The organism is Bradyrhizobium sp. IC3123 (genome assembly GCF_020193625.1).
GTDB classification, from domain to species: Bacteria; Pseudomonadota; Alphaproteobacteria; order Rhizobiales; family Xanthobacteraceae; genus Bradyrhizobium; species Bradyrhizobium yuanmingense.
The window spans coordinates 923,362-948,457 of record NZ_JADYVF010000002.1 but is presented as its reverse complement, the minus strand read 5'-3'; the positions used below and the strand labels follow the sequence as shown (position 1 = coordinate 948,457).

Annotated in this window: 23 protein-coding genes; 3 read left to right on the top strand and 20 right to left on the bottom strand. The window is 66.9% G+C overall.

Features of this window, described 5'->3' with window-relative positions; all coding sequences use genetic code 11:
- Positions 1-5 precede the first annotated feature (5 nt).
- Positions 6-1,100: an ABC transporter ATP-binding protein gene (locus tag I6F20_RS09920; RefSeq protein ID WP_225125964.1), complete on the bottom strand. Its 1,095-nt coding sequence runs from the start codon at positions 1,098-1,100 to the stop codon at positions 6-8.
- Positions 1,101-1,188: 88 nt separating this feature from the next.
- Between I6F20_RS09920 and I6F20_RS09915 the strand changes: the two genes are divergently transcribed.
- Complete coding sequence (locus I6F20_RS09915; RefSeq protein WP_225125963.1) at positions 1,189-2,577, top strand: amidase; 1,389 nt, start codon at positions 1,189-1,191, stop codon at positions 2,575-2,577.
- Here the strand turns inward: I6F20_RS09915 and I6F20_RS09910 are convergent, their stop codons facing one another.
- Complete coding sequence (locus I6F20_RS09910) at positions 2,578-3,327, bottom strand: aspartate/glutamate racemase family protein (protein WP_225125961.1); 750 nt, start codon at positions 3,325-3,327, stop codon at positions 2,578-2,580. It abuts the gene before it with no gap.
- A gap of 2 nt (positions 3,328-3,329) precedes the next feature.
- Complete coding sequence (locus I6F20_RS09905; RefSeq protein WP_074448193.1) at positions 3,330-4,040, bottom strand: GntR family transcriptional regulator; 711 nt, start codon at positions 4,038-4,040, stop codon at positions 3,330-3,332.
- 206 nt (positions 4,041-4,246) lie between these two features.
- Here I6F20_RS09905 and I6F20_RS09900 point away from each other — a divergent pair, with 206 nt between their 5' ends.
- Together I6F20_RS09900 and hydA are read left to right on the top strand one after the other, a co-directional pair.
- A complete protein-coding gene (locus I6F20_RS09900) occupies positions 4,247-4,987 on the top strand; it encodes a maleate cis-trans isomerase family protein (protein WP_225125959.1) in 741 nt (246 codons plus the stop codon).
- Positions 4,948-6,408: a dihydropyrimidinase gene (gene hydA / locus I6F20_RS09895; RefSeq protein ID WP_225125957.1), complete on the top strand. Its 1,461-nt coding sequence runs from the start codon at positions 4,948-4,950 to the stop codon at positions 6,406-6,408. Before I6F20_RS09900 ends, hydA begins: the two co-directional genes overlap by 40 nt.
- Before the next feature lie 27 nt (positions 6,409-6,435).
- Here the strand turns inward: hydA and I6F20_RS09890 are convergent, their stop codons facing one another.
- Genes I6F20_RS09890 through I6F20_RS09810 form a run of 17 tightly spaced genes read right to left on the bottom strand, consistent with a single transcriptional unit; the run spans position 6,436 to position 25,096 of the window.
- On the bottom strand, positions 6,436-7,062 hold the full coding sequence (locus tag I6F20_RS09890; protein WP_225125955.1) for an FMN-dependent NADH-azoreductase: 627 nt from the start codon (positions 7,060-7,062) through the stop codon (positions 6,436-6,438).
- A gap of 3 nt (positions 7,063-7,065) precedes the next feature.
- The gene (locus I6F20_RS09885) at positions 7,066-8,640 is read right to left on the bottom strand and encodes an isochorismatase family protein (RefSeq protein WP_225125953.1); all 1,575 of its coding nucleotides are present in this window, start codon (positions 8,638-8,640) and stop codon (positions 7,066-7,068) included.
- A gap of 19 nt (positions 8,641-8,659) precedes the next feature.
- Positions 8,660-9,508 (bottom strand): MBL fold metallo-hydrolase, encoded by an 849-nt coding sequence (locus tag I6F20_RS09880; RefSeq protein WP_036023756.1) that lies wholly within the window; start codon positions 9,506-9,508, stop codon positions 8,660-8,662.
- A 30-nt stretch (positions 9,509-9,538) separates the two neighbouring features.
- Positions 9,539-10,423 carry an amidohydrolase family protein gene (locus tag I6F20_RS09875; protein ID WP_225114772.1) on the bottom strand — a complete coding sequence of 295 codons (885 nt, stop codon included), beginning with the start codon at positions 10,421-10,423 and terminating at the stop codon, positions 9,539-9,541.
- A complete protein-coding gene (locus I6F20_RS09870) occupies positions 10,420-11,538 on the bottom strand; it encodes a vWA domain-containing protein (RefSeq protein WP_225125951.1) in 1,119 nt (372 codons plus the stop codon). The genes I6F20_RS09875 and I6F20_RS09870 overlap by 4 nt, the downstream gene beginning before the upstream one ends.
- Positions 11,535-12,416 carry an AAA family ATPase gene (locus I6F20_RS09865; protein ID WP_109144209.1) on the bottom strand — a complete coding sequence of 294 codons (882 nt, stop codon included), beginning with the start codon at positions 12,414-12,416 and terminating at the stop codon, positions 11,535-11,537. The genes I6F20_RS09870 and I6F20_RS09865 overlap by 4 nt, the downstream gene beginning before the upstream one ends.
- A 10-nt stretch (positions 12,417-12,426) precedes the next feature.
- A complete protein-coding gene (locus I6F20_RS09860) occupies positions 12,427-13,449 on the bottom strand; it encodes a xanthine dehydrogenase family protein molybdopterin-binding subunit (protein WP_036034633.1) in 1,023 nt (340 codons plus the stop codon).
- A gap of 1 nt (position 13,450) precedes the next feature.
- Positions 13,451-15,043: a xanthine dehydrogenase family protein molybdopterin-binding subunit gene (locus tag I6F20_RS09855; protein WP_225125949.1), complete on the bottom strand. Its 1,593-nt coding sequence runs from the start codon at positions 15,041-15,043 to the stop codon at positions 13,451-13,453.
- Between the two features lie 9 nt (positions 15,044-15,052).
- Positions 15,053-15,529, bottom strand: a complete 477-nt coding sequence (locus tag I6F20_RS09850; protein WP_109144206.1) for a (2Fe-2S)-binding protein — start codon at positions 15,527-15,529, stop codon at positions 15,053-15,055.
- A gap of 6 nt (positions 15,530-15,535) precedes the next feature.
- Positions 15,536-16,354: an FAD binding domain-containing protein gene (locus I6F20_RS09845; RefSeq protein WP_225125947.1), complete on the bottom strand. Its 819-nt coding sequence runs from the start codon at positions 16,352-16,354 to the stop codon at positions 15,536-15,538.
- Positions 16,355-16,357: 3 nt separating this feature from the next.
- Positions 16,358-16,801 carry an SRPBCC family protein gene (locus I6F20_RS09840; RefSeq protein ID WP_225125945.1) on the bottom strand — a complete coding sequence of 148 codons (444 nt, stop codon included), beginning with the start codon at positions 16,799-16,801 and terminating at the stop codon, positions 16,358-16,360.
- 2 nt (positions 16,802-16,803) lie between these two features.
- Positions 16,804-17,241, bottom strand: a complete 438-nt coding sequence (locus I6F20_RS09835) for an SRPBCC family protein (protein WP_225125943.1) — start codon at positions 17,239-17,241, stop codon at positions 16,804-16,806.
- An 11-nt stretch (positions 17,242-17,252) separates the two neighbouring features.
- Positions 17,253-20,171, bottom strand: coding sequence for a flotillin family protein (locus tag I6F20_RS09830; protein WP_225125941.1), 2,919 nt, complete (start codon positions 20,169-20,171; stop codon positions 17,253-17,255).
- 27 nt (positions 20,172-20,198) lie between these two features.
- A complete protein-coding gene (locus I6F20_RS09825; RefSeq protein ID WP_074448191.1) occupies positions 20,199-21,032 on the bottom strand; it encodes a phosphoenolpyruvate hydrolase family protein in 834 nt (277 codons plus the stop codon).
- Between the two features lie 3 nt (positions 21,033-21,035).
- The gene (locus I6F20_RS09820) at positions 21,036-23,246 is read right to left on the bottom strand and encodes an ABC transporter permease (protein ID WP_036013356.1); all 2,211 of its coding nucleotides are present in this window, start codon (positions 23,244-23,246) and stop codon (positions 21,036-21,038) included.
- A complete protein-coding gene (locus I6F20_RS09815) occupies positions 23,239-24,021 on the bottom strand; it encodes an ABC transporter ATP-binding protein (protein WP_036013359.1) in 783 nt (260 codons plus the stop codon). Before I6F20_RS09815 ends, I6F20_RS09820 begins: the two co-directional genes overlap by 8 nt.
- On the bottom strand, positions 24,014-25,096 hold the full coding sequence (locus I6F20_RS09810) for a branched-chain amino acid ABC transporter permease (RefSeq protein ID WP_225125939.1): 1,083 nt from the start codon (positions 25,094-25,096) through the stop codon (positions 24,014-24,016). Before I6F20_RS09810 ends, I6F20_RS09815 begins: the two co-directional genes overlap by 8 nt.

Here is a 25,096-nt window from a genome sequence, read left to right as displayed (position 1 = left end):
TGGATCTAAAGCGTTGCGGGAAAGGCGTTGGCGAGCGATGGGGCGAGCGGTGCGAGGCGCACCGCAGCGCCGCTCTCCAGGGCGCGCGTCTCGCCGATGCGCGCCTGAGAAACCTTGACGCCGGAGCCATCGGCCGTGGTGACCTCGTGCACGACGGTGGCGCCCAGCGGCAGCGACATGCCAACGACGCCGGCAAAGCCGGTCTCATCGCCGACGAATTGCAGGTGCTCGGGGCGGATGCAGACGGTGACGCGGCCGCCCTCGCTGAGCGCACCGCCCGCGGGACGCGCGATGATCTCCGCGCCGGCATCGAGGCGCACCTTTGCTGCCGTGCGGTCCGCTGAGACCACGATGCCGGGCATGCGGTTGGTGGAGCCAACGAAGGTGTTGACGAACAGCGTCTGCGGACGATCGTAGACGTCCGATGGCGAGCCGAACTGCTCGAGCTTGCCATGGCTCAGCACCGCAACACGATCGGCCATCGACAGCGCTTCTTCCTGGTCGTGCGTCACGATCAGCGTGGTGATGCCGGAAACGCGCTGCAGCCGCTTGACCTCGATCTGCATGTCCAGCCGCAAATTCTTGTCGAGCGCGGCGAAGGGCTCGTCGAGCAGCAGGATCGACGGCTTGATCGCGAGCGCTCGGGCGAGCGCAACGCGCTGCTGCTGGCCGCCGGAGAGCTGCCGCGGCAGCCGCTCGGCCATAGCCGGTAGCTGCACCAGCTCGAGCAGGCGCTGCGCTTCGCGCTGGCGCGTCGCCTTGTCGATGCCGCGGGCGGCGAGGCCGTAGGCGACGTTCTCGCTGATCGACAGGTGCGGAAACAGCGCGTAGTTCTGGAACACGATGCCGACGGCGCGTTTGTTCGGCGGCAGCGCATCGACGATGTCGTCGCCGATGATGATCCTCCCTTGCGTCTGCGCGATGAAGCCGGCGATGATGCGCAGCAGCGTTGTCTTGCCGCAGCCGGACGGACCCAGCAGCGCAATGATCTCGCCGCCCTTGATGTCGAGATTGATGTTCTCGACCGCAAGCGCGCCACTCGGATACCGGTGGGTGACCGCATCGACGACAAGCGATCGGCTGCTTGGCGCATCAACCATGGTGTTGCCTCCCGTTGCCCCAGAGGAGAAAGCAAGTCTCGTGCCCGCGACTGTCGCTTTTCGCGGAGCGTTTTGGCATGGTGACCCCATGACATCGGATCGATCGATATGCGACCTCACGGCGACAGAGCTCGCGCGCGCCATTGCAAGGCGCGAAGTGTCCTCCCGCCAGGCCGTCGAAGCGCATCTGGCGCGGATGGCGAGCCTCGACAGCCGATTGGCGGCATTCGTGACGGTGGATGCGGATGGTGCCCGCCGTGCAGCGCAGATGTGCGATGCCGCCTCTGCGCCGATGGGCCCGCTGCACGGCGTGCCCATTGCGGTCAAGGACCTCACTGACACTGCGGGACTTGCGACGACTTACGGATCCCTGCTGTTCGGCGATCACGTCCCGGCCGAGGATGATCTCGTCGTGGCGCGGCTGCGGCGTGCCGGCGCGGTCATTCTGGGCAAAACCAACACGCCGGAGTTCGGCTTCGGCGCGGTCTGCACCAACAGATTGTGCGGGCCGACACGCAACCCCTTCGATCCGGCGCTGACCTCCGGCGGATCGTCCGGCGGCTCTGCCGTCGCGGTCGCATCTGGCATGGTGCCGCTGGCGCACGGCACCGATTTCGGCGGCTCGGTGCGCACGCCCGCCAGCTTCTGTGGTGTCGCCTCGATCCGGCCGACACCCGGCCGCATTGCATTGCCGCGCCGGCCGCTCGGCTGGGACATGCTGGCGACCCACGGCTTCCTCGCCCGCGGTGTCGATGATCTCGAACTCGCGTTGTCGGTCTGCGCCGGAAGCGATCCGCATGATCCGCTCTCGCTCGGCAGTACCGATGATGATCGACCAGTCCCCGACCGTGCCCGGATTGCGGTCACGCCCGATTTCGGTGTGGCGCCCGTTGCGCGCGAGGCTCGTGCCCGCTTCGCGGCGGCGTGCGAGGCGCTCGCGCGTGTCGCCGATGTCGTGCCGTCCTCGCCGGATTGCGGCGGGGCGATCGAAACCTTCCGCACCTTGCGCGCCGCGCATATCGCCAACGCTTACGGCGAGTTGCTGAGAACGCGGCGTGCGGAGCTCACGCCGACGGTGATCTGGAATATCGAAGCCGGCGCAAAACTGTCCGCGCAGAACTACCTCGACGCCGAGCGGCGCCGCACCGCGATCTACCGCAGCTTTCGCCAGCTGTTCACTCGCGCCGATTTCCTGGTCGCGCCGGCTGCGTCGGTCTTGCCCTGGCCGAATGAAATCGCCGACGTCACGGCCATCGATGGGGCCGCGCTGGAGACGCCGATCGACTATCTCGCCGTGACCTTCATCGTGTCGCTGGTCGGCTTCCCGGTGCTGACCGTGCCGGTGCCGCGCGGGGAGAATGTGCTGCCCTTCGGCATGCAGATCGTCGCACCGCCGGGATGCGAATCCCGCTTGTTTGCCTTCGGCCGCGTGCTCGAGAACGAATTGGGTTTTTCGCATCGCCGGCCGCCTCTCTGATCAGCTGTCGCGATGCTCGAGCCGGGCGGCGAGCGCATCGGCAAGGCCGATGGTCGGCTTGGCGGCGGGGCGGCGGAAGGTGCCGGCCACGGCCTTGCGCAAACGCAGCGCATGCAGCGCCTCGGCTTGCTTTACTGAAGCTATGACCTGATCGACCACGGGGACGGGGATCCGGTCGGCGACGCGCTCGGCAAGGCCCGAGAGCGGGGCGCCGGCAAAGATCAGCACATCGGCCTCGTCCTCGACGATGGCGCGCCGGGCGAGCTCGACCAGCATGTCTTCCTTCTCGGTGCCGACCTCGGAGATCGCCTGAAACGGCGTATCCAGCATGCGGATGCCGGCGCAGCGCTCCCACAGCCCGTGGGCGCGGACGCATTCCTCGTACCAGGGCCCCAGCGCCTGCGCGAAGGTGACGATGGCAAAGCGGCGTCCGGCCATGCACGCGGTCAGCATCGCGGCTTCCGCCATGCCGACAACGGGAATGTCGAAGGTCTCGCGCGCCGCGAACAGGCCGGGATCGCCGAAGGCCGCGATGATCGCGGCGTCGACCTTTTTGTGCTGCTCGGCAAGCATCTCCAGCGCGATGGCGCCGCCGATCTGCGCTTCGGTGCGCGTGGCGATATAGGGCACGCCGCGGGTCGCGGTGCAGGGGATCAGCTCGGTGCCTTTTGAGGCGGCGCGCCGCCCGACGCCCAGCATCAGCTGCGTGACCTCGGTGCTGGTATTTGGGTTGAGCAGGAGCAGCTTCATGATCACGCCGCCGGCCGCTTGGCCTGAGAGGCGGCGAGGACTTCCAGCAGCGCCGTGCCGGTCCGCGCGACGTGCGCGCCGAGCAGCCGGCCGGCCGCTTCGCCGTCGCGCGCTTCGAGCGCAGCCAGGATGTCGGCGTGCTCGTCGACCGAATTGCTCCAGCGCCTGTCGGCGCCGAGCGCGAGATAACGCGCACGTTCGGCACGCGAGATCAGCGTCTCGTGCGCCTCGCGCAGCGGGGTGTTGCGGGCCATGCGGACGATGGCGTTGTGGATTTCGCCGTTGATCGCGAAATAATCGTCGAGCTTGCCGCTGCGGTGATGACCCTCCATCCGGGTCTGCAGCGTGCGTAGGCGGACGAGATCGCGCTCGGTGGCGCGTTCCGCGGCGAGCTCGGCGGCGAGCCGCTCGATCCCGGCGAGCGCCTCGAACAATTCCGAGATGCCGTCGACCGCGATATCGGCGATGCGCGGGCTGCGGTTGGGACGGAGCTCGATCAAGCCTTCCGCCGCGAGCACCTTCATCGCCTCGCGCAAGGGGGTGCGCGACACGCCGAGCTCCTTCGACAGCTTGGTCTCCTGAGTCTGCGAGCCCGGCGGAAGCTCGCCGCGAATGATCATCGTCCGCATCCGCGCGGCGGCGCGCTCATGCAGGCCCATCCGCTTGAGCTTGGGCGACTTTCGCGCCGGGTTCGTTTCGGATTTTTGCTGCACGCGAGGCTTCCTGCTTGCAACTCATCCTAGCCATACCGAGCCGAACGCGATGCTCAAATAGGCGACGTATGTGGCGTAAAACAAATGCATATCGAACAAATTGTATGCAGTATGCAAATTGCGGGTTGCGCACGGCGCCGGGGATGCCGATGATCGTTTCGAGGGAGCGTTTGATGCTCCCTGCGGCAACGGAGCGACTGTGATCGATGTCAGCCATGCGCAAGCGCCTCGGCATGATCACGCCGTCCTCCAACTCGGTGCTCGAGCCCGTCACCAGCGCTATGCTGGCCGGTGTCTCCGGCGTCACCGCGCATTTCTCGCGCTTCCGCGTCACCGAGATCGCGCTCGACGCCGCCGCGCTGAGCCAGTTCGATGCATCCGTGATGCTTCCGGCTGCGGACTTGCTGGCGGATGCCAAGGTCGATGCGATCGCCTGGAACGGCACGTCCGCAAGCTGGCTCGGCATCGGCCGCGACCGCAGCCTATGCGAGGCGATCACGGCCCGCACAAATGTGCCGGCAACGACATCGACCCTGGCCTGCATCGATGCCGCCCGCGCGCTCGGCGCCAGGCAAGTCGGCCTGGTCTCGCCCTATACCGACGACGTGCAGCGGCGCATCGCAGAGGTCTGGGCCGAGGAGGGGATCACCCCGCATGCCGAGCGGCATCTCGGCTTGCGTGACAACTTTTCCTTCGGCGAGGTCACGCCGTCGACGATCACGGATATGATCCGCGCCGTAGCGGCGGAGGGGGCTGACGCGATCGTCATCCTCTGCACCAATCTCGATGGTGCGGCGCTTGCGGCTACGCTGGAGCGGGAGCTGGATATCGCCGTGCTCGATTCGGTCGCGGTGACGCTGTGGCGGACCCTCCGCCTCGCCGGCGGCGATGTGACGGCCCTTGCACAATGGGGACGGATCTTCCAGGCAATACCAGACATCAAGTGACGGAGACATCAGTGACGCAGCTCGACCTCGCCATCCGCGGCGGCACCATCGTGACGGCCAGCGACGAGTTTCGCGCCGATATCGGCATTCGCGACGGCCGCATCGTCAGCATCGCCGATAGCATCGCGGGCGCAGCGCGCGAGATCGATGCGACGGGCCTATTGGAGCTGCCGGGCGGCATCGACAGCCACGTCCATATCTCGCAGCCTTCGGGCCCCGACGTGGTGATGGCCGACGATTTTGCCTCGGCGACGCGCGCAGCCGCAGCCGGTGGCAACACCATGGTGCTGCCCTTCGCGCTGCAGGAGAAGGGCACCTCGCTGCGCAGCTGCGTCGAGAACTATCGCAAGCTCGCCGAAGGTGAGTGCTACATCGACACCGCCTTCCATCTCATCATCTCCGATCCGACTGCCGTGGTGCTCGGGCAGGAGCTGCCGGCGCTGGTCAAGGACGGCTACACCTCGTTCAAGGTGTTCATGACCTATGACGACCTCGTGCTCAGCGACAAGCAGCTGCTCGAAGTCTTCGAGGTCGCGCGCCGCGAGGAGGCGCTGGTCATGGTCCATTGCGAGGGCTACGACGCCATCCGTTTCCTGACCAGCAAGCTGGAGCGCGAAGGTCATATCGCGCCGTATTATCACGGCACCTCGCGGCCGCAGGCGGTCGAGCGCGAGGCGACGCACCGGGCCATCAGCCATGCCGAGGTGATCGGCGTTCCCATCATGATCGTGCACGTCTCCGGACGCGAGGCGATGGAGCAGGTACGCTGGGCGCAGCAGCGCGGTCTGCCCGTTCATGCCGAGACCTGCCCGCAATACATCACGCTGACGGCCGACGACATGAAGGGCCTCAACATGGACATTACGGGCGCGAAATACGTCTGCTCGCCGCCGCCGCGCGATGTCGAGAGCCAGGAGGCGATCTGGGAGGGCATTACGTCGGGCGTGTTCCAGACCTTCTCGTCCGATCACTGCCCGTTCCGCTACGATGATCCCAAGGGCAAGCTGACGCCGAACGCCCGTACCTCGTTCCGCTGGGTGCCGAACGGCATCCCCGGCGTCGAGACGCGGCTGCCGATCCTGTTCTCCGAAGGCGTCTCGAAGGGCCGCATCACCCTGCAGAAGTTCGTCGAGCTGACCGCGACCAACCACGCCCGCATCTACGGTCTCTATCCCCGGAAGGGTTCGATCGGCGTCGGCTTCGATGCCGACATCGTTCTCTGGGATCCCAAGTTGAAGAAGCCGATCCGGCAGGCCGATCTGCATCACGGCGCGGATTACACGCCCTGGGAAGGTTTCGAGGTTACGGGATGGCCGGTGACGACGATCGCGAGGGGAGAGGTGGTCTGCAGCGAGGGCCGGATCGTCGGCGCCAAAGGCGCAGGCCAGGTGCTGAGCCGGGGCAAGTCGAGCCTGATCTGATCCGGCTCGACACGCCGCCATCGCGCTTCAGAAGGTCGCGGCCATTGCAGCGAGACGTTGATGGGCCCGTTCGCGGGCGGCATCGATCGGCGCTTGTGGTCCCGTGGTTGGACCGATCAGGACGAAGCGGACATTGCTGATCCCGATGAAGCGCAGGATCTCCCGTAAGTAGGGCGTTGCCATATCGATACGGCCGCGGTTCATGCCGGTGGCAAAATCGCTGCCGCTGGCGATGATCACCAGCGTCGGCCGGTCCTTGAGCAGCGGCAGATATCCCTGCGACGGATCGAACCGGAAGGTGAGACCGGGCTGGACGATGATGTCGAACCACTGCTTGAGCTTGTAGGGAAGGCCGAAGTTCCACATCGGGGTCGAGATCAGCACCCGGTCGGCGAGCGAGAAGCGCAGCGCCATTCGCTCGGCCTCGGCAAAGCTGTCGCGCTGCGCATCGGTGAAGGCCTGAGCCTTCATGCGGGCGTATTTGGCTTCGACGATCGGACCGGTGAATTCCGGCATCCGCTCACGCCAGATGTCCACGACATCAATGTCCCAATCCGGCCGGGCCTGGCGGAAGCCATTGAGAAAGACCCGCGCGCCGGCCGTCGATTCGGCCTCGGCGCGCGGCGAGCAGGACAAGTGCAGGAGCTTTGCCACAGCTCATCCCAGCGCTCGGATCACGGCGTCGGCCCTGGTCACGACCGCGACGTTCTGCATGGCAAAGTTGATCGAGGCGTTGTGCCAGTCGGCATTCATGGTCGAGCAGCAATCCTCGGGAACGATCATGAAATAGCCCTTGTCGGCGCCGGTCCGCGCCGTGTGCTCGATCGACATGTTGGTCCAGGCGCCGGTATTGATGATCATGTCGCGACCGGTCGCTTTCAGGATCGTCTCCAGCCGCGTGCCTTCCCAGGCGCTCATCCGCATCTTCTCGACGACGAAATCGCCGGGCCGTGGCTCGAGACCTGAAACGGGAGCCGCGCCCCAGCTTCCGCGCACCATCGCCTTGCTGTCGACGAGACCTTCGAACAGCGGAGCGTTCAGTGTGACGCCGGGCGCGCCGGGCTCGACCACGAACCAGACATGGATGATGGTGACGCCGCGGGCGCGTGCGGCTTCCGCCAGGCGCCGCACATTCTCCACGACATGCTGCTGCTTGGCATGACCCGGCGCGCCGGACTCGGAGAAAGCCCCGCCGTCCATGATGACGTCGTTCTGGAGATCCTGGATGATCATGGCGCAGCGTTGCGGATCGAGCCGCATCTCGCCCTCGCTCAGAATAGGCGCGGCTGGCGATGAGCCCGGGCTTGTTCCGCCGCCAGCGCGCCTGCCGCTCATATAGGGCTCATGCCGCGGGCCGACCCGGGTCGGGATCGCATATACCGAATGGGTCGAGGTGAGATAGAGCGTGCGGAAATCCGGCCCGCCCCAGGCGAGGTTGGCGACCAGCTCCGGCACGCGGACCTTGCCGAGCAGTTCGCCGCGCGGCGAATAGACCCAGACGGCGCCGGGGGCGGTGACCCAGACATTGCCGTGCTGATCGCATTTCATGCCGTCGGGCAAGCCAGGCTCGAGCTCGGACTTGATGCCGCTCGCAAACACGCGCGCATTGGACAGCGAGCCGTCGCTGTTGACGTCGAACACGCGGATCAGCGCTTGCACGGTGTCGTTGACATAAAGCAGCCTCTCGTCCGGCGAGAAGCACAACCCGTTCGGCTGGTCGAACAGGCTGCGCTCGACCACGAGCTTCGGCTCGCCGCCCGGCACGACGCGGTAGACGCCCTGAAAGCCGAGCTGGCGCGGCCGCTCGAGACCAAAGACCGGCATGCGGCCATACCATGGATCGGAGAAATAGATCGCGCCGGATGAGTGCACGCAGACGTCGTTCGGGCTGTTGAGCTCCTGGCCGCCGAAATGCGAGGCCAGCACCTCGCGCCGTCCGTCCGGGCGTTCGCGGATCAGCGACGAGGTCGCGTGCTCGCAGACGATCAAATTGAGCTCGGCGTCATAGGTCATGCCGTTGCATTTGTTCGACGGGCGTTTGACCTCGACGACCCCGCGCCGCGTATCCCAGCGCCGCCGCACGTCGGCCGGCATGTCCGAGAACAGCAGATAATGATCGATCGGATGCCAGATGGGCCCTTCCGTGAAGTCGAAGCCAGTGCCGATCTGTGCAACCGGCGCATAGGGGTCGATCAGGGTTTCGAACTCGCTTCGCAACGTCACATGCGTCATCGGTCGATCCTCGACAACGTCAAGCCGGGAACCAGTTGCGCTCGGGCAGCGACTGCACGATCGGGCCAGGGACTTGATCGTGCAGACGCCCCACGACATTGCCGCCTTCGATCTTGGCGGGACGGTCGTGGACCGGGAGCAGGTAACGCGAGCTGCTCAGCAGCTTTTTGATCGCCGCCTTTTCCGCGCGCTTGGTGGTGCCATGGTTGCCGGTGGTACGCGGCTCCCAATCGTGGATCTCATGGAAGGGCGTGACGATCTGGTCGTTGAAGTCGTAGATCACGTCGCCGCAGATGGTGGCGATGCCGTCGGCGGTCTCGACGATGATGTTCATCGAGCCCTCGGTGTGCGCGTTGGCGGCGTCGCAATAGACGCCGGGCATCAGCTCGATCGGCCCGGTGATCTCGAGGTCCAGGAAGCGCAGCGCGCTCTTGGTATGCAGCCGGTCGATCAGGTGCTTGATGTCTGGCGCGGGATATTGCGGATGCATCAGGCCGGAGACGGAATATTCGAGCTCCTTGCGGTTGAGCACGACGGTCGTGTTCATCGGAAACAGGTCGTCCTTGCCGGCATGGTCGATATGCAAATGCGTGTGGCAGACGAAGCGAACGTCGCCCATGCGAACGCCGTGGCGCGCGAGCTGGTTCTCGATCATGTTCTCATGGTACTGGAGCCCGCGCATGCCCAGCGTCTCCATGATCTGGTTGGAGCGATAGCCGGTGTCGACGACAACAGGATATTTGCCGCCGAGGATCAAAAAGCCGAGCGTGAGGACGCGGCGGGTGCGGCCGCAGTCGCGGCCGAGCACCAGGAAGCTCGATTCCAGCTCGATATCGCCGTAGTCCAGGATCTTGATCTCCAGCGCCATTCGTTTCCCTCCCGTCTCGTTTCTTGTCTGTCAAAGCCGATAGACGCGCGTCGCCGTCGTCCTGAAGATCGCATCCTGCTGCTCCGCACTGAACGGGGCGGCGGCGGCGCGAAAGGCTGCGACGAGCTCGCGATAACTGGTCCACAATTTCTCGATCGGAAAATTGGAGCCGAACAGGCAGCGCTCGGCGCCGAAGATCGCGACGGTATCGGTGAGCACGGCGGCGATATGCGCGGGATCGTTGCGATGGATGAAGGTGCCGAGCCCGGACAGTTTCGAGACCACGTTCGGACAACTCGCGAGCCGGGCCATCCCGGCGCGCCAGGCCGCCCGTCCAGCCGGCGAGAGATCCTCGAGCATGCCGGCATGCTGGAGGATGAAGGTCACGCCGGGACAGGATTCGGCCAGCTGCGCAGCATCCGGCATCTGCGGCGTGAACACCTGCAAATCGAAGCTCCAGCCGTAATCGGAAAGACGTGCGACATTGCGACGGATCGTCGGGTCGGTGCAGAGATCCGGACGCGCTGCGAAGCGATAGAGCGGGTTCTCGTGCCAATGCAGCTGCATGCGCACCCCGCGCAGTAGCGGATAACGCTTGAGGCGGTCGAGCTGCGGACGGACGTCCTCGGCCGCGAAATTGGCGTAGGCAACGATGGCGTGCGGCCAGCCATGTTCGTCGGAGGTACGCTGTACCCACGCTGCTTCCTCCTCAAAATGCTCAGGCGCCCAATTGGTCTGCACATAGACGGAACGGGTGACGTCGCTGTCCTTGAGATCGTCGAGATATTCCTGGATCGGATAATCGCGCCGGATCGGCTCGTACGGTCCGAAGATGCGGGGCTGCATGGGGCCGGTCAGCCAGGGCAGGTCGGCCTGCCGCCAGATGTGATGATGGCCGTCGACAATATCGTTCACGCAGCTCTCCTTCCCAGTGCCAGGACGTGGGCGACGATCGAGGCGCTCGACCCGCCGTCCACGAGATCGTCGACGAAGCGTTCGATTGCGACCAGCGCTTCTGTCTGCGGACGGAACGCGGGGCCTGTCGCGAGCGGCGTCAGCCAGCTCAGCCGCCACGCCCGCCGCGACAGTTTCGCGACGGCGTCGCGAAGGGCGTCCGGCTCGCCGCGCTCGAGCCCGTCGGAGACGATGATCACAGCGGCGCCGCGGGCGTAGCCGCCGAACCGCGGGACCGCCAGAAACGCCTGCAGCGCGTCGCCGATCCGGGTGCCGCCGTCCCAGTCGCTGACCAGATGTGCCGCGGCGCTCAGCGCCTGCTCGCGCCGTTTCAGACGCAGCGCGCGGGTGACACGGGTCAGACGCGTGCCGAAGGTGAAGACCTCGACATTGGGCGCGGCCTGCACCAGCGTATGCGCAAGCTTCATATTCTCCTCGGTGCGGCTTTTCATCGAGCCGGAGACGTCGATCAGCAGTAACACCTTGCGCGGCCGTTGCCGCCGTTTCATGTGGCCGAGCCGCAGGATCTCGCCGTCGCTGCGGACAGAGTCGCGTAAAGTGCGGCGGAGGTCGGCAAAGGGGCCGCGGCGCGCCCGCATGCGGCGGTGCCCGCGCCGCCGTGGCAGGCGCCGCGGCGCCTCGCGTGCCAGGCGTCGGAGCGCATCGGTCGTGGATAGCTGCACGAAGCGGCGCTCGACCAGCGTCTCAGTGCGCGATGCAGTCAGGCCGGACTCGTTGGCCTCGTCGGAGAGCAGGGGCTCCTCGTCGCCGCGACCTTCCTCCTGCAGACGGACGGTCTCGTCGTCCTCGCCGTCGTCGGCACGCTCGATCGCCTCGCTGCCGCGGAAATGCAGGTCGAACAGCCGATCGAAGGTGGCGCGGCGCTCGGGCGGAGGGGCGAGGGTGGCGAGCGCAGATTGCTTGATGTCCTCGAGCTTGCGCGGTCCGAGCAGCGCAATCGCGGCGAGGAACGCGGTGGTCTGCTCCGGCGCGACGGCGAAGCCGTTGGCGCGCAGCAGGGCGACGAAGGAAACAAAGGTGCGGGCAGCGCGCGGGAGCTGCGGCTCGATGCTCATGCGGTCGCCTCCGCGAGCATGGCATCGAGCCGCGGCGCGATGAAGTGCAGGTCCTCTTCGTCCTTCAGCGCGACGCCGATCGAGCGTTTGAAGGCATCAGGCCAGCGCGCGCCGCCCTTGTTGAGGAGGGTCGCGGCCTCGGCCCAGTCGACGGCTTCGGCGATCCCGGGGGCCTTGCTCAGCGGTTCACGCCGCAATCTCTCGACGGCCGCGACGACGGCGCGGGCCGTGGTTTCGGCGACGCTGGAGGCGCGCATCATGATGATGCGTGCCTCGCGCTCCGCCGTCGGATAATCGATCCAGTGATAGACGCAGCGGCGGCGCAAGGCTTCGTGTAGATCGCGGGTCCGGTTCGAGGTGAGCACGACGACCGGCCGCTCGGCCGCGCGGACCGTGCCACGCTCGGGAATTGAGATCTGGAAGTCGGAGAGGAATTCGAGCAGGAAGGCCTCGAACTCCTGGTCGGCGCGGTCGATTTCATCGATCAGGAGCACGGTGGAATCAGGTGCGCGCAGGGCCGCCAGCATCGGCCGCTCGATCAAGAACGTCTCGCCATAGATGTCGATGCTCTCGTCGCCGGCCTGACGGATCGCCAGCATCTGGCGTGGATAGTTCCACTCATAGAGCGCGGCAGAGGCGTCGATGCCCTCGTAGCATTGCAGGCGGATCAGGCGGCGGCCGAGCACGGCAGCTATTGCCTTTGCCGCCTCCGTCTTGCCGACGCCGGGCGCGCCTTCAAGCAGCAGCGGCTTGCCCAGCGCAAGGCCGAGATAGGCGGCGGTCGCGAGCCCTTCGTCGGCGAGATAATAGGCCGCGCGCAACGCCCTCTCCAGCGCCTCCGGGCTGTCGATGCCGACGATGTTGCTGCGAACCGCCACGGCCGATCCTCTAACGCCGCGCCTGCGGCCGCGCGCCGCCCTGCGCCTTGATCGCCCGCAGCACCTTTTCCGGCGTGATCGGCAGGTCGTCGATCCGCACGCCGACGGCGTTGAAGATTGCGTTCGCCACGGCGGGCAGCACCGGATTGGCGCACATCTCGCCAGGGCCTTTTCCCCCGAACGGACCATCGGGAGCGGGACGCTCCAGCACGGCAATATCATGCGGGCAGATATCACCGGGACCGGGCATCAGATATTCGACGAAGTCGCGGGGTCCGTGGACGGGATCGGGATAGTATGGCTCAGGCGTCTCGTAGAGCGCGTGGCTGATGCCCATCCAAGCGCCGCCGACCAGCTGCTGCTCGACGAGGCGCGGATTGAGCGCACGGCCGAGCTCGTAAGCCGAGTCCATCCGGACCATCGCGACCTCGCCGGTCTCATCGTCCACCTCGACCTCGGCGACAAGGCAGGCATGGGCATAGCAGGTCGCCGGCGACATCTCGCCGGTTTCAGGATCGACATCCGACAGCGGCACGAGAAAGATGCCGCGGCCCGAGATGGTCTTGCCCTGCTTGAACTGCGCAGCAATGGCCACGTCCTTTGTCGAGATCGAGCGGTGCGGGGCGCCCTTGACGTGGATGTTGCCGCGACCGTCGGTTTCGAGATCGGCGGCGTTGACCTCGAGCTCCTCGGCGGCGGCCTCCATCATCACGCCGCGCGCCTCGCGGGCTGCGGCCATCACGGCATTGCCGACGCGATGGGTGCCGCGCGAGGCGAACGAGCCCATGCAGTGCGGGCCGGTATCGGAATCCGCGGTGTCGACATAGACGTCCTCGACCGGCACGCCAAGCGTCTCCGCGCAGATCTGCCGCGTCACCGATTTCATGCCCTGGCCGAGGTCGATCGACGACAGCGCCACGGTGAACTTGCCGCTCGGGTTGGAATGCACCAGCGCCTGGCTCGGATCGCCGCCGAGATTCATGCCGATGGGGTAGTTGATCGACGCCATGCCGCGTCCACGATGCCGGGTCATCTCAGCGTCTCCTGGTGCCGAACACGGAGGAGAATCGGGTCGCGCCGTGCGATGGCGCGGCCGGGCGGGGCGGGGGAGGCGGCGGCGCCGGCGGAGTTGGTTCGCGCGGCGGCTCTCTTGTCGCCGTCACCGGCGCGCGGTCGTAGGTCGTGCGCTGCTGCGCCGGCGCAGCGGGCCGGCTGCGCGAATCCGTCGGTGTTGGCGGGATCACGGCGCGGCTGCCGCCGCCGTCCTTGCGCGAGGAGGCGCGCCTGAACTCGTCGCGGATCGGCCATTTGGCCTTCTCGGCGGCAACCTGGACGCACTCGATCAGCGCGGTGTTCTTGGCCTCGCGCCGATGCGCCTTCATGTCGCCGTCGCGATAGGCGTTCAGAATCCGGAACTCCATCGGGTCCATGCCGACGAGGTTTGCGAGCTTGTCCATCTGGCATTCGATGGCAAAGTCCATTGCGGTGACGCCGAAGCCGCGCATGGCGGTCGCCGGCGTGCGGTTGGTGAAGACGCAATAGACGTCGCCATAGACGTTCGGGATGGTGTAGGGGCCCGGTAGATGCGCGGCGCATTTCACCGCGGCATAGCTCGATAGCCGCGTATAGGCGCCGCTGTCGAAATAGGCGCGGATCTTGCGCGCGACGATGCGGCCGTCGCGCATCACGCCGTCCTTGATGTAGATGCGTTCGGCGCCGCGCGGCGGGCCGTACTGCATCTCCTCCTCGCGGCCGAACACGTAGCGCACCGGGCGCCCTGTCAGCATGGCGCCGAGGATCGCGAGCGGTTCGGTCAAGGTATCGACCTTGCCGCCGAAGCCGCCGCCGACCGTGCCGCCGATGAAGTGGAAGGTGTTGGATGGCACGTCCAAAATCTTCGCGCAGGTGTCGACCGAAAAGAACAGCGCTTGCGTCGAGGTATAGACGACGTAGCGGCCGTTGGTATCGGGCGCGGCGATCGCGCCGTTGGTCTCGGTCGGCGCGTGCTCGATCGGCGACATCTGGTAGCGCTGCTCGAGCACGTGGTCGGCGGTTGCGAGCGCGGCATCGGCATCGCCAAAGCGCAGGCGCTGGTGATCATAGACGTCGTGATAGATGAAGGCGTTCTTCGGATAGGTCTCGTTCACGACGGGCGCACCCGGCTTCAGCGCATCCTCGACGTCGAACACGGCCGGCAGCGGCTCGTAATCGATCCTGACTTTTGCGATCGCCTCGAACGCCTCGCGCTCGCTGTCGGCGACGATAGCGAGGATCGGTTCGCCCTTGTAGCGGACCTTGTCGACCGCCAGCGACGGCTCGTCGTCCTTGCCGAAGTTGATCAGGCTGAGCAGCGTGTTGAGGTTGCGTGGCACGTCCGCGCCACGGATGATTCGGCGCACGCCTGCCGAGCGCTCGGCCTCGGTGGTATCGATGCGGCGCAGCCTTGCATGGGCCTGGGTCGAACGAACGACCTTCAGGTGCAGCATGCCCTGCAGCTTGTGGTCGTTGAAATAGCTGGACGTGCCCGTGATGTGGCCGAGCATGTCCTGCCGCTGCGTGCCCTTGCCGATTTCCTTCAGGTTATCGTCACGCTCGTCGGCGAAGATGTCCTTGCGCAGTTCCAGCATGGTCTGACCTCAGGCGCTGGCCCGGCCGCCCGCGGCGGCGAGGATGGCATTGATGATCGGCTCGTAGCCGGTGCAGCGGCAGATGTTGCCGGAGATCGCCTCGATCACCTCAGTCCGGCTCGGGGCGGGATTGCGGTCGAGCAGCGCCTTTGCAGCCATCAGCATGCCCGGCGTGCAATAGCCGCACTGGGCGGCGAAATTGTCGGCAAAGGCGCGCTGCAGCGGATGCAGGTTCGGGCCTTGCTTCATGCCGTCGAGCGTCTCGACCGAGCGGCCCGCGACGGTCTCGGCGAGCGTCAGGCAGGAGAGGTGAAGCTCGCCATCGATCAGCACGCTGCATGTGCCGCAGCCACCCTGGCCGCAGCCGAATTTCGGCGTCATGTCGCCGATCAGCTCGCGCAGCGCGACGAGCAGGTTCGTGCCGCCGTCGACGAAGATCGCGACGTCGCGGCCGTTGTGGCGAAACTGCAGGGGGATTTTTGTCATGGCGAGCTATTCCTGTCCCGATAGCAGGCGCCGCAGATGCACGCCGACGATCTCGCGGCGATACCAGGCGCTGCCGAGCGCGTTGTCTGAGGGCGAAGTTCCTTCTGTGGCGGCAGAGGCCGCAGCTGCGATGGTCGCCGCATCCAGCGAGCGGCCCTCCAGCGCGCGCTCGGCGGCGCGAGCGCGGATCTGGGTCGGCGCCATCGAGCCCAGCGCAATCCGCGCACCCGCAATCCGTCCGCCGCTGACCGGCAGATGCGCGGCAAGCGTGATCACCGAGCCGCCCTTCGGCTTGATGCGCGCGATCTTGCGATATCGGAACGCCTCGCTGCTTGCCGGCCGCGTGCAGGACACCGACAGCACCAAAGTTCCGGCCTGACGCTCGCGCCCCTGCAGAAACTCCTCGATCGGAATATCGCGCGAGCCGAAGCCGCCTTGAACCGCAATGGTGGCGTCGAGCGCCAGCAGCGCCACGGTGAAATCGCCGTAAGGGTTCGGCGCGAACAGATTGCCGCCGACCGTGCCCATGTTGCGGACGGCGGGACCGCCGATCGAGCGGGCAGGGGCATGCAGGAAGGCGAGGTCGCGTTCGGCGAGCACGCGCGCGAAGGTCACGCCGGCGCCCAGCGTGATGCGTGGACTTGAGGCGTCGATCCGGGTCAGCGCCTGGTCCTGCGCCCGGACGATCGTCGAGATCGAGACGTCGCCTTCGTTCAGCGCCCGCATCACCAGCGTGCCGCCGCCGAGATAGCGCGCGCTCCGGTCCGACGACAGCGCGCCAGCCGCCTCGCTCGCATTCGTAAAGGTCTTTACCGTCACGGCCATGGCTTAAGCGGCCTCCTTCAGATGGCGGCGGATCGCCTCGAATCCGGCCTGATAGATGTCTTCCGCGACCATGTGGGTGATGCGGTCCTTGTCCTCCGGCTTCGTCGTGAACCGCGATTCCCAGTGCCAGAAGGTGCGGTCACCGTCGGTCACCGGCAGCAGCCGGACATGCGCGACGTAGTTGAACATCGGGACCGGCGTATCGAGCAGGCAATAGCTGAAGGTCTGTTCCAGGTCGGACAGTGCCAGCAGCTGCTCGCGGAGCTCCGAGCCGTCATTCAGCTTGAACCGTCGCACGCAGCCGATCTTGTCGGCGGATTGCGCGCGTTCGATGGAGGAGGTCGCAACCGCCGGGTGCCAGCGGTCGTGCCCGTTGAAATCGCGCAGCACGTCCCACACCGCGTCCGTCGGTGCGTTCAGGATCGTGCTCTTGACGATATGCGGCACGGCTAGCCTCCGAACACGCGCTTCAACGCGTCGAAGCCGCCCTGGAACACTCCGCCGCCGATATTGTTGACGAGCTCGGTCTCCCGTTCCGGGGCGCAATCGAACTCGGCGGTCCATTCCAAAAACGTCTGGTCACCGTCGGTGACGGGCGTCAGGCGCAGGGTGGCGACGTAGTTCTCGACGCCCATCGGCGATTCCAGGATCGAGTAGGTGCAGAACATGTCGTAATCGGAGAGGCCGAGCAGCTTCTCGCGGATGCGGTCGCCGTTGCGCAGACGGAAATCCCGGACACAGCCGATCTTGTCGGCGGGCTCGCCGCCCTCGATCCGGCTTTCGGCGATGGCCGGGTGCCAGTTCGGCAGGCCGTTGAAATCGCGCACCCGCGCCCAGACGCGGTCGTTGCGGGCGTTGACGACGGTGGAGACGTAGACGCGGGCCATTGCTTAAGACCTCAGCTCTTCTTCCGTGGCCCGCGCTCGGCGGGCGGCTCGCCGCCCTCAGTCGCAGGCGGAGCGGCGGCCGGCTTGTCACCACCGCCACCACCTCCGCCGCCGCCCTTGCGCGCGGCCTCCTTGATGCCCTGCATGTCACGGGCCTCGCGGATCAGTCCCGGCATCTTGGCCAGGCTGCCGCCTTCGACGCCGATATCCGACAGGATCGAGTCGATCAGCGGCGCCTGGACTCGGTAGCGTAGCGCCGAGTCGATCACCTCGTCGGTGGCGCTGCGGCCGCCATTGCCGTTGCCGTGGCCGTTGCCGTTGAGGCCGTCGACCTGGAGGATGCGGATGCCTTCGATCTTCTCCATCGGCTTGACGCTCTCGCGCACGATGCCCTCGATGCGGTCGAGCAGCTTTCTGCGGAACAGCGAATAGCGTGCCTGGTCGGTCAGCACGTTCTCGGCTTCGTTCAGCATGCGTTGCGCTTCGGCTTCGACCGCGGCGCGCACGCGCTCGGCTTCGGCGGCGATGCGGGTCTCTTCGGCCTGCTTCTCCGCCAGCAGAACCTCGACGGTCTTGCGCCGTTTGGCGATCTCGCTCTCGCGGGCGGTGACGACGCGCTCGGCGGCTTCGGTCGCCCGGATCCGCGCCTCCTCGGCGGCTGCGCGCGCGGCCGACTCCTCCAGCGACTTCTGATGGATCGCGATCGCCTTCTCCATCAGCACCGTCTCGACGTCCTTCTCACGATTGACCTCGAGCTTGCGCAGCTCGCGCTCGCGGCCGATGCGGGCCTCGTCGAGGCCGCGGTCGGAGGCGATGCGGGCACGCTCGACTTCCTCGCGCGCAGCAATCTCGGCCTCCTGGAGCGACTGGACGCGGGCGACCTCGAGCTGCTCGATGGCGCGGCGCCGCTCGATGTGGGCGGCCTCCAGCGCCTGCTCGCGCGAAACGTCGGTGGTCTCGACCTCCTTGCGCGCCACGATCTCGGCCTGCCGGACCTGGCGGTCGGCGTCGATCCGCTCGGACTTCTTGGTCGACAGCGCGATGACGCGGTCCTCGTCCGCGATCTCGATCGCCTTCTTCTGCTCGATGTTGAGCACTTCGCGCTTCTTGGAGGAATTGATGCGCTCGGCCTCGAGCGCCAGGTCGACCGTGATGCGCTGCCGCTCGATGGCGTCGCGCCGCTTCAGCTCGGCCGCCTCGAGGACGCCGGTCCGCTCGATCTCGAGCGCGCGCGTCTCCCGTTCGGCCTGGATGCGCTCGGCCGCAACCGCCTTTTCCTGGGCGATGCGGGCCGCCTCGATCGCCTCGCGCGAGGCGATGTCGGCTTCCTCGACGGCGCGGTTGCGGGCGATCTCCAGGGAGCGCACGCGCTCCTCCTGCGCGATGCGCGAGGCTTCCGTGGTCTCGCGCGCGGCGATGCCGGCGACGTCCAGCGCCTGGTTGCGCTCGATCTCCAGCTGCCGTGTGTTCTGCTCGGCAGCGATGCGCTCGGCAGCCAGCGTCCGCTCCCGGGCAATGCGGGCGGCCTCGACCGCGCGCTGCGCTTCGATCTCGGCCTCCTGGATGGTCCGCACCTGCTGGATTTCCAGCGCGCGGGTACGCTCGTCCGAGGAGATACGCTCGACATTGACGATCAGCGTCTGGGCGATGCGCGCCTTTTCGGTGGCCTCGCGTGCGGCAATCTCGGCCTCGTCGACCGCGCGCGTCCGCTCGATCTCGCGGCGCCGCGTCTCTTCCTCGTTGGCGATGCGGGCGTCGGTGACGACGCGGTCCTGCTGGATCCGGGCCTTTTCGATCGCCTCGCGCGCGGCGATCTCGGCTTCCTCGACCGTGCGCATCCGCTCGATTTCGCGCTGGCGCACTTCGCGTTCCGAAGCGATGCGTGTGGTATCGATCGAGCGCTGGTTGGCGATCCTTGTCTTCTCGATCTCCTCGCGCGCCAGCAGCTCCTTCTCCTCGATGGTGCGGGTCCGCTCGATCTCCTTCTGGCGGGTCTCGCGCTCGGAGGCGATACGGGCCTCGGCGATCGCCTGCTCATTGGCGATGCGGGCGCGCTCGATGGCCTCGCGGGCGGAAATCTGCGCCTGTTCGGCCTCGGTCTCGCGCAGTGCCCGCTCGCGCGCGACTTCGGTGCGCTGAAGCGCACGGCGCATCTCGATGTCGCGTTCCTGCTCCAGGCGCGCGGTCTCGCTCTCGCGCTCGATCTCCAGCGCCTGCCGCTCGGCTTCGAGGTTGCGCGAGCGGATCTTGATCATCGAATCCTGCTCGATGTCGTTGCGCAGCTTGCGTCTGGCCTCGATGTCCTCCATCAACCGCGTCAGGCCTTCGGCGTCGAAGCGGTTCGAAGGGTTGAAGAACTCGAGATCGGTCTGGTCGAGATCGGTGATCGCAACCGATTCCAGCTCGAGGCCGTTTTGGGCGAGAGCTTCCGCCGCTTCGGTCTTGACCCGCGCGACGTAGTCGCCGCGACGCTCGTGCATTTCCTCCATGGTCATCTCGGAGGCGACCGAGCGGATCGCGGAGATGAACTTGCCGGCCAGCAGTGCGTGGAGCTGCCCGGGTTCCAGGGTGCGGCGGCCGAGTGTCGCCGCGGCAATCGAGACGGCCTCCCGGGTCGGCTGCACGCGGACATAGAAGTCGGCCTCGATGTCGACGCGCATGCGGTCGCGGGTGATCACGGCATCCTGCTTCGAACGCACGATGCCCATCGGCAGCACGTTCATGTTGACGGGGGTGTAGTCGTGGATGAACGGCAGCACGAAGGCGCCGCCATTGATCACCACGCGTTCGCCGAGGAAGCCGGTGCGGACGAACGATGTCTCCTTGGAGGAGCGGTGGTAGAGCCAGTTCACGATATAGACGCCAACCACGATCACGATGATCGTGACGATCAGCCAGAGGATCAATTCACCGACCAACATCCCTGACATCTTTTCCTCCCTCGAACCAATCAGGCGTTATCGCGCGCCGATCGCCTTGAATTGCCGCACCTGTTCCGTCAGCGCCCGCTCCACCGGCAGCCGCTCCATCGAGGACGCCCCGTAGAAGCCGTGGCAATGACGGGTGTTCTTCATGATGAAATCGGCGTCGGCGGGATCGGCGATCGGGCCGCCATGCGCCAACACCAGGATGTCCGGATTGACGCTGAGCGCGGCATTGGCCCAGGTGTCGATCCGCGCCGGGCAGTCGTTGAGCCTCAAGGCGGTCTGCGCACCGATCGTGCCGCCGGTGGTCAGACCCATGTGGCAGACGATGATGTCGGCGCCGGCGATCGCCATCGCCGCGGCTTCCTTCTCGCTGAACACGTAGGGCGTGGTCAGCATGTCCTTGTCGTGCGCCCTGGCGATCATGTCGATCTCGAGCGCATAGGACATACCGGTCTCTTCGAGATTGGCGCGGAAGGTGCCGTCGATCAGGCCGACGGTCGGAAAGTTCTGGACGCCGGCAAACCCGAGTGCCTTCAGCTGGTCGAGAAAGACGTCCATGTCGCGGAAGGGATCGGTGCCGTTGACGCCCGCCAACACCGGGGTCTGGTCGACCACGGGGAGCACTTCGCTCGCCATTTCCAGCACGATGGCGTTGGCATCGCCATACGCCATCAGGCCCGCGAGCGAGCCGCGCCCCGCCATGCGGTAGCGGCCGGAATTATAGATGACGATGAGGTCGACGCCGCCGGCTTCCTCGCATTTGGCTGAGAGCCCGGTGCCGGCGCCGCCGCCGACGATCGGCTCGCCGCGCCTTGCCATGTCGCGAAACCTTTTCAGCAGCGCCGCGCGTTCAAACCTGGCCATCGGTCACCTCGCTACTCTCCGCCGCACCCCGGTGCGCCCGAACAGGGTTCGGAACGCACCGACGATGGCGGCGGCGAAATCGGGATCGTTGATGTTCTTAGGGATGCGAATGAGCTGGCGGTTGCCGGTCTGCCGCACGGTCCGCTCCAGCGTGCGGAACAGCGCGGCGTCGGCATCCGGATCCCAGAACGGCTGGCCTCGTGCGTCGAGGGCGGAGACGCCGCCCTCGGGCAGGAAGAAACGCACCGGGCCATCCATCTGGTTCAGCCGCTCGCCGATCCAGCGGCCCATGCGCTCGTTCTCTTCCACGGTCGTCCGCATCAGCGTCACCTGCGGATTGTGGACGTGGAATTTGCGGCCGCGATAGCGCTCGGGAACGGTGTCGGGTGCGCCGAAATTGACCATGTCGAGTGCGCCGACCGAGCCGACATAGGGCAGGCGGCTGCGGATGACCGCGCCAAAGCGGTCCTCGGTCGCGGGAAACACGCCGCCCATCAGGAGGTCGCAGACTTCAGTCGTGGTGAGGTCGATCACGCCGGCGAGCTGGCCGGACTCCACGAGCTTCTCCATCGAGCGTCCGCCGACGCCGGTCGCATGAAATACCAGGCATTCGAAATCGCCGCGCAAGTCGGCGGCGATCTTCTGCACGGCCGGCGTGGTGACGCCGAACATGGTGATTCCGATTGCGGGCAGTCCGCCGGCCTCGCGCGCCGTGGCGGCACGCGTGTCGAGCCGCGCCTTGACCATGCCGGCGAGCGCGTTGGCGCCGTTGGCCAGCACCGCGCGTGAGATCGAATTGAGCCCCTGCACGTCGGTGACCGAGTACATCATCGTGATGTCGGCCGGGCCGACATAGGGCCCGACATCGCCCGAGGCGACGGATGAGATGATCAGCTTGGGAACGCCCACTGGGAGCGCGCGCATGCCCGGGGCGACCAGCGAGGCCGCGCCCGAGCCTCCGGCGGAGATTACGCCGGCGACATTGCCCTGGCGCTGCAGCCAATTCGCAAACGCATCCGCCATTGCGGTCACGGCGGCTCCGCGATCGGTGCCGAACACGGCGGAGCCGCCGCGGCCGTGGTTCAGGGCGATCTCCTGCGCGGAGACATCGCAGGAGGAATGCTTGCCGCTGGTCGAGACGTCGACCAACCGCGTGCGCAGGCCGCTTTCGGCTATGATGTCGCGGATGTAGCGCAGCTCCTGGCCCTTGGTATCGAGCGTGCCGACGACCAGCACCACCGGCGGGCCCGAAGCCTGCGCCGCCACCGGTTCGTGCTTGCGCCGCGCCGTCTCGTCGAGCCGGGCGACCTGCGTCGAGAGCGTCCGCGCCGCGGCCTCGATGCGGGCGATCGGCACCGGTTGCGACCATCGCGTCGGCAGCGTTGGATTGGAGATGTAGATGCGCACCGGCCCGTCGCGCCGTGGCGCCGGCGCCGGCTTCGTTTCGGCGCCGGATGCGGCGATTTCGATATCCGGTTCGAGCTCCGCATGAAGCCCGACGCCGAGCAGGCGCTGCTGTAGCTCGCGGTCCGCGGCAAGGCGCGCGGAGTCGATGATGCGGTTGATGCGGCCGTTGACCATGATCGCGACGTTGCGCGAGATCGCGGTGGCGACGCCGATGTTCTGCTCGATCACGAGCACGGACATGTCGCCGTCGTCGCCCAGCCGCAGCAGCATCTCCTCGACCTGCGCGACGATGACGGGTGCGAGGCCTTCGGTCGGCTCGTCCATGACGAGGAGATGCGGATTGGTGAGCAGCGCGCGCGAGATCGCCAGCATCTGCTGCTCGCCGCCGGAGAGCTGGCCGCCGCCGTGGCCCTTGCGCTCGGCGAGGCGCGGGAATGTGTCGTAGATGCGCTCGACGGTCCATGCGCCCGAACGCAGGCCGCCGGCGAGCTGCAGATGCTCGTCGACGCTGAGCGAGCGCCACAGGCGTCGTCCCTGCGGCACGTAGCCGACGCCGAGCCGGGCGATCTGGGCCGGCGGCCGCCGCGTGACATCCTCGCCGCGGACGCGGATCGAGCCGCCGCTCACGCCGACCAGCCCCATGATCGCCTTGCACAGCGTGGTCTTGCCCATGCCGTTGCGGCCGACGACGGAGAACACGCCGCTCTCCAATGTGAGATCGACGCCTTGCAGCGCATGCGAGTGGCCGTAATAGACGTCGAGGCCGCGAACCTCGAGCGCGGGATTGCTGCGGCGGACCTCATTCATGGCCGCCTCCAAGGTAGAGCTCCTGCACCTCGGGGTCGGACTGGATCTCTTCCGGCACGCCTTCCTTGAAGACGCGGCCGTTGTGCATCATCGTGACGCTCTCGACGACGCGCAGCGCAACGTCCATGTCGTGTTCGATGATGATGTAGCCGATATGGGCCGGCAGGGAGGTCAGGATCTCGATCAGCTCGGCCCTTTCCGTTGGCGACAGGCCCGCCGCCGGCTCGTCGAACAGCACGAAGCGCGGCGCACCGGCGAGCGCGAGCGCGATCTCGAGCTGGCGCTGCTGGCCGTGGGCGAGCTCGGCCACGCGCTGGTCCTTCACCGCGGATAGATGCACGGCCTGGACCAGGTTGTCGGCCGCGTGCATCAGGGCATCGTTCTGCCCCGGTCGCAGGAACGAGAAGCGTCCGCGCGAGACGCCGCGGCAGGCGAGATAGACGTTGTCCTGCACGGTGAGGCCGGGGAACAGCGCCGAAATCTGGTAGGTGCGGCGCAGCCCGCGGCGGATGCGCTCATAGGGCGGGAAGTGCGTGACGTCCTCGCCGAAGAAGCGGATGGTGCCGGAGGAGGGTGGGAAGTCGCCCGTGATGCAGTTGAACAGCGTGGTCTTGCCGGCACCGTTCGAGCCGAGCACGGCGCGCCGCTCGCCCGGCCGCACGGTGATGGTGACGTCGGTCAGCGCGGCGAGCGCGCCGAACAGCCGCGTCACGCCGCGCAGCTCCAGCGCAGCGCCGGCACCGACTGCGGAGAGGCGTTGGGCGACGCTATCCATGGCCGCGCCCTCCACTGGTGCGGCTCACCTCGCGCCGTTGATGCTGACGCCAGCGCTGCCAGAGGCCGATGACGCCGTCCGAGGACCAGAACACGATGGCGAGGAAGCCGAGCCCGATCAGCAGGCGGAAGCGGTTGCCGTCGAGTCCGAGTCGGACCAGGAAGTCGAGCGCGAAGGTGCGCAGCAGCACGAAGATCAGCGCGCCGATGAAGGGCCCGATCGGGCGCGTGATGCCGCCGACGACGGCGATGATCAGGACGTCGATGCAGGCGCCGACGCTGACCGAACCCGGCGAGATCTGGCGATAGTTCCAGACCTGGAGCACGCCGGCCAGCGCGGCGACGAAAGACGCGAAAGCATAGGCCGCGACGCGGTGCGCATTGACGTTGAAGCCGAGCGCCGCCATGCGCCGCGGATTGTCGCGCACACCCTGGAGCGCCAGGCCGAACGGCGCGCGCGAGAGGTATTCGACCGCGAAATAGCAGAGCGCGGCAACCGCGAGCACGACATAGTAGAAGGGAATGTCCGCGCGCCAGTTCACGCCCCAGAAGCGCGGCGTGGCCACGGTGTTGATGCCGGTATGACCGTTGAAGATCGCCCAGTTCTGGTTGGTGAAATAGTAGAAGGCCGCTCCGATCGCGAGCGTGATCATGATGGTGTAGATGCCTTCGGTGCGCACCGCGAGCGCGCCGCCGAGCGTGCCGAAGGCGGTCGCCAGCGCGAGCGCCATCGGCACCGCGAGCCACCACGGCCAGCCCAGGCTGATATTGGGGTTGCCGCTGACGCCGAACACCGCGACCATGTAGGCTGAGAAGCCCGCGATGGTGAGCTGCATAAGGCTGACCATGCCGCCATAGCCGGCAAGAAACATGAGGCTCAGCGCCACGGTGCCGAGGATCAGCGTGGTCGCGAAGATCTCGATCAGAAAAAAGCTGCTCGCGATCAGCGGCATGATCAGGAGAATGGCCGCGACGGCCCAGGCAGCGGGGTTGTTGATCTCCGGCCATGTCCGGGCGGGGGGCTGCGCCTTGGTGGCGCGGCCTACGGCAACTGGGGCATCGTGGGCGAGCGACAT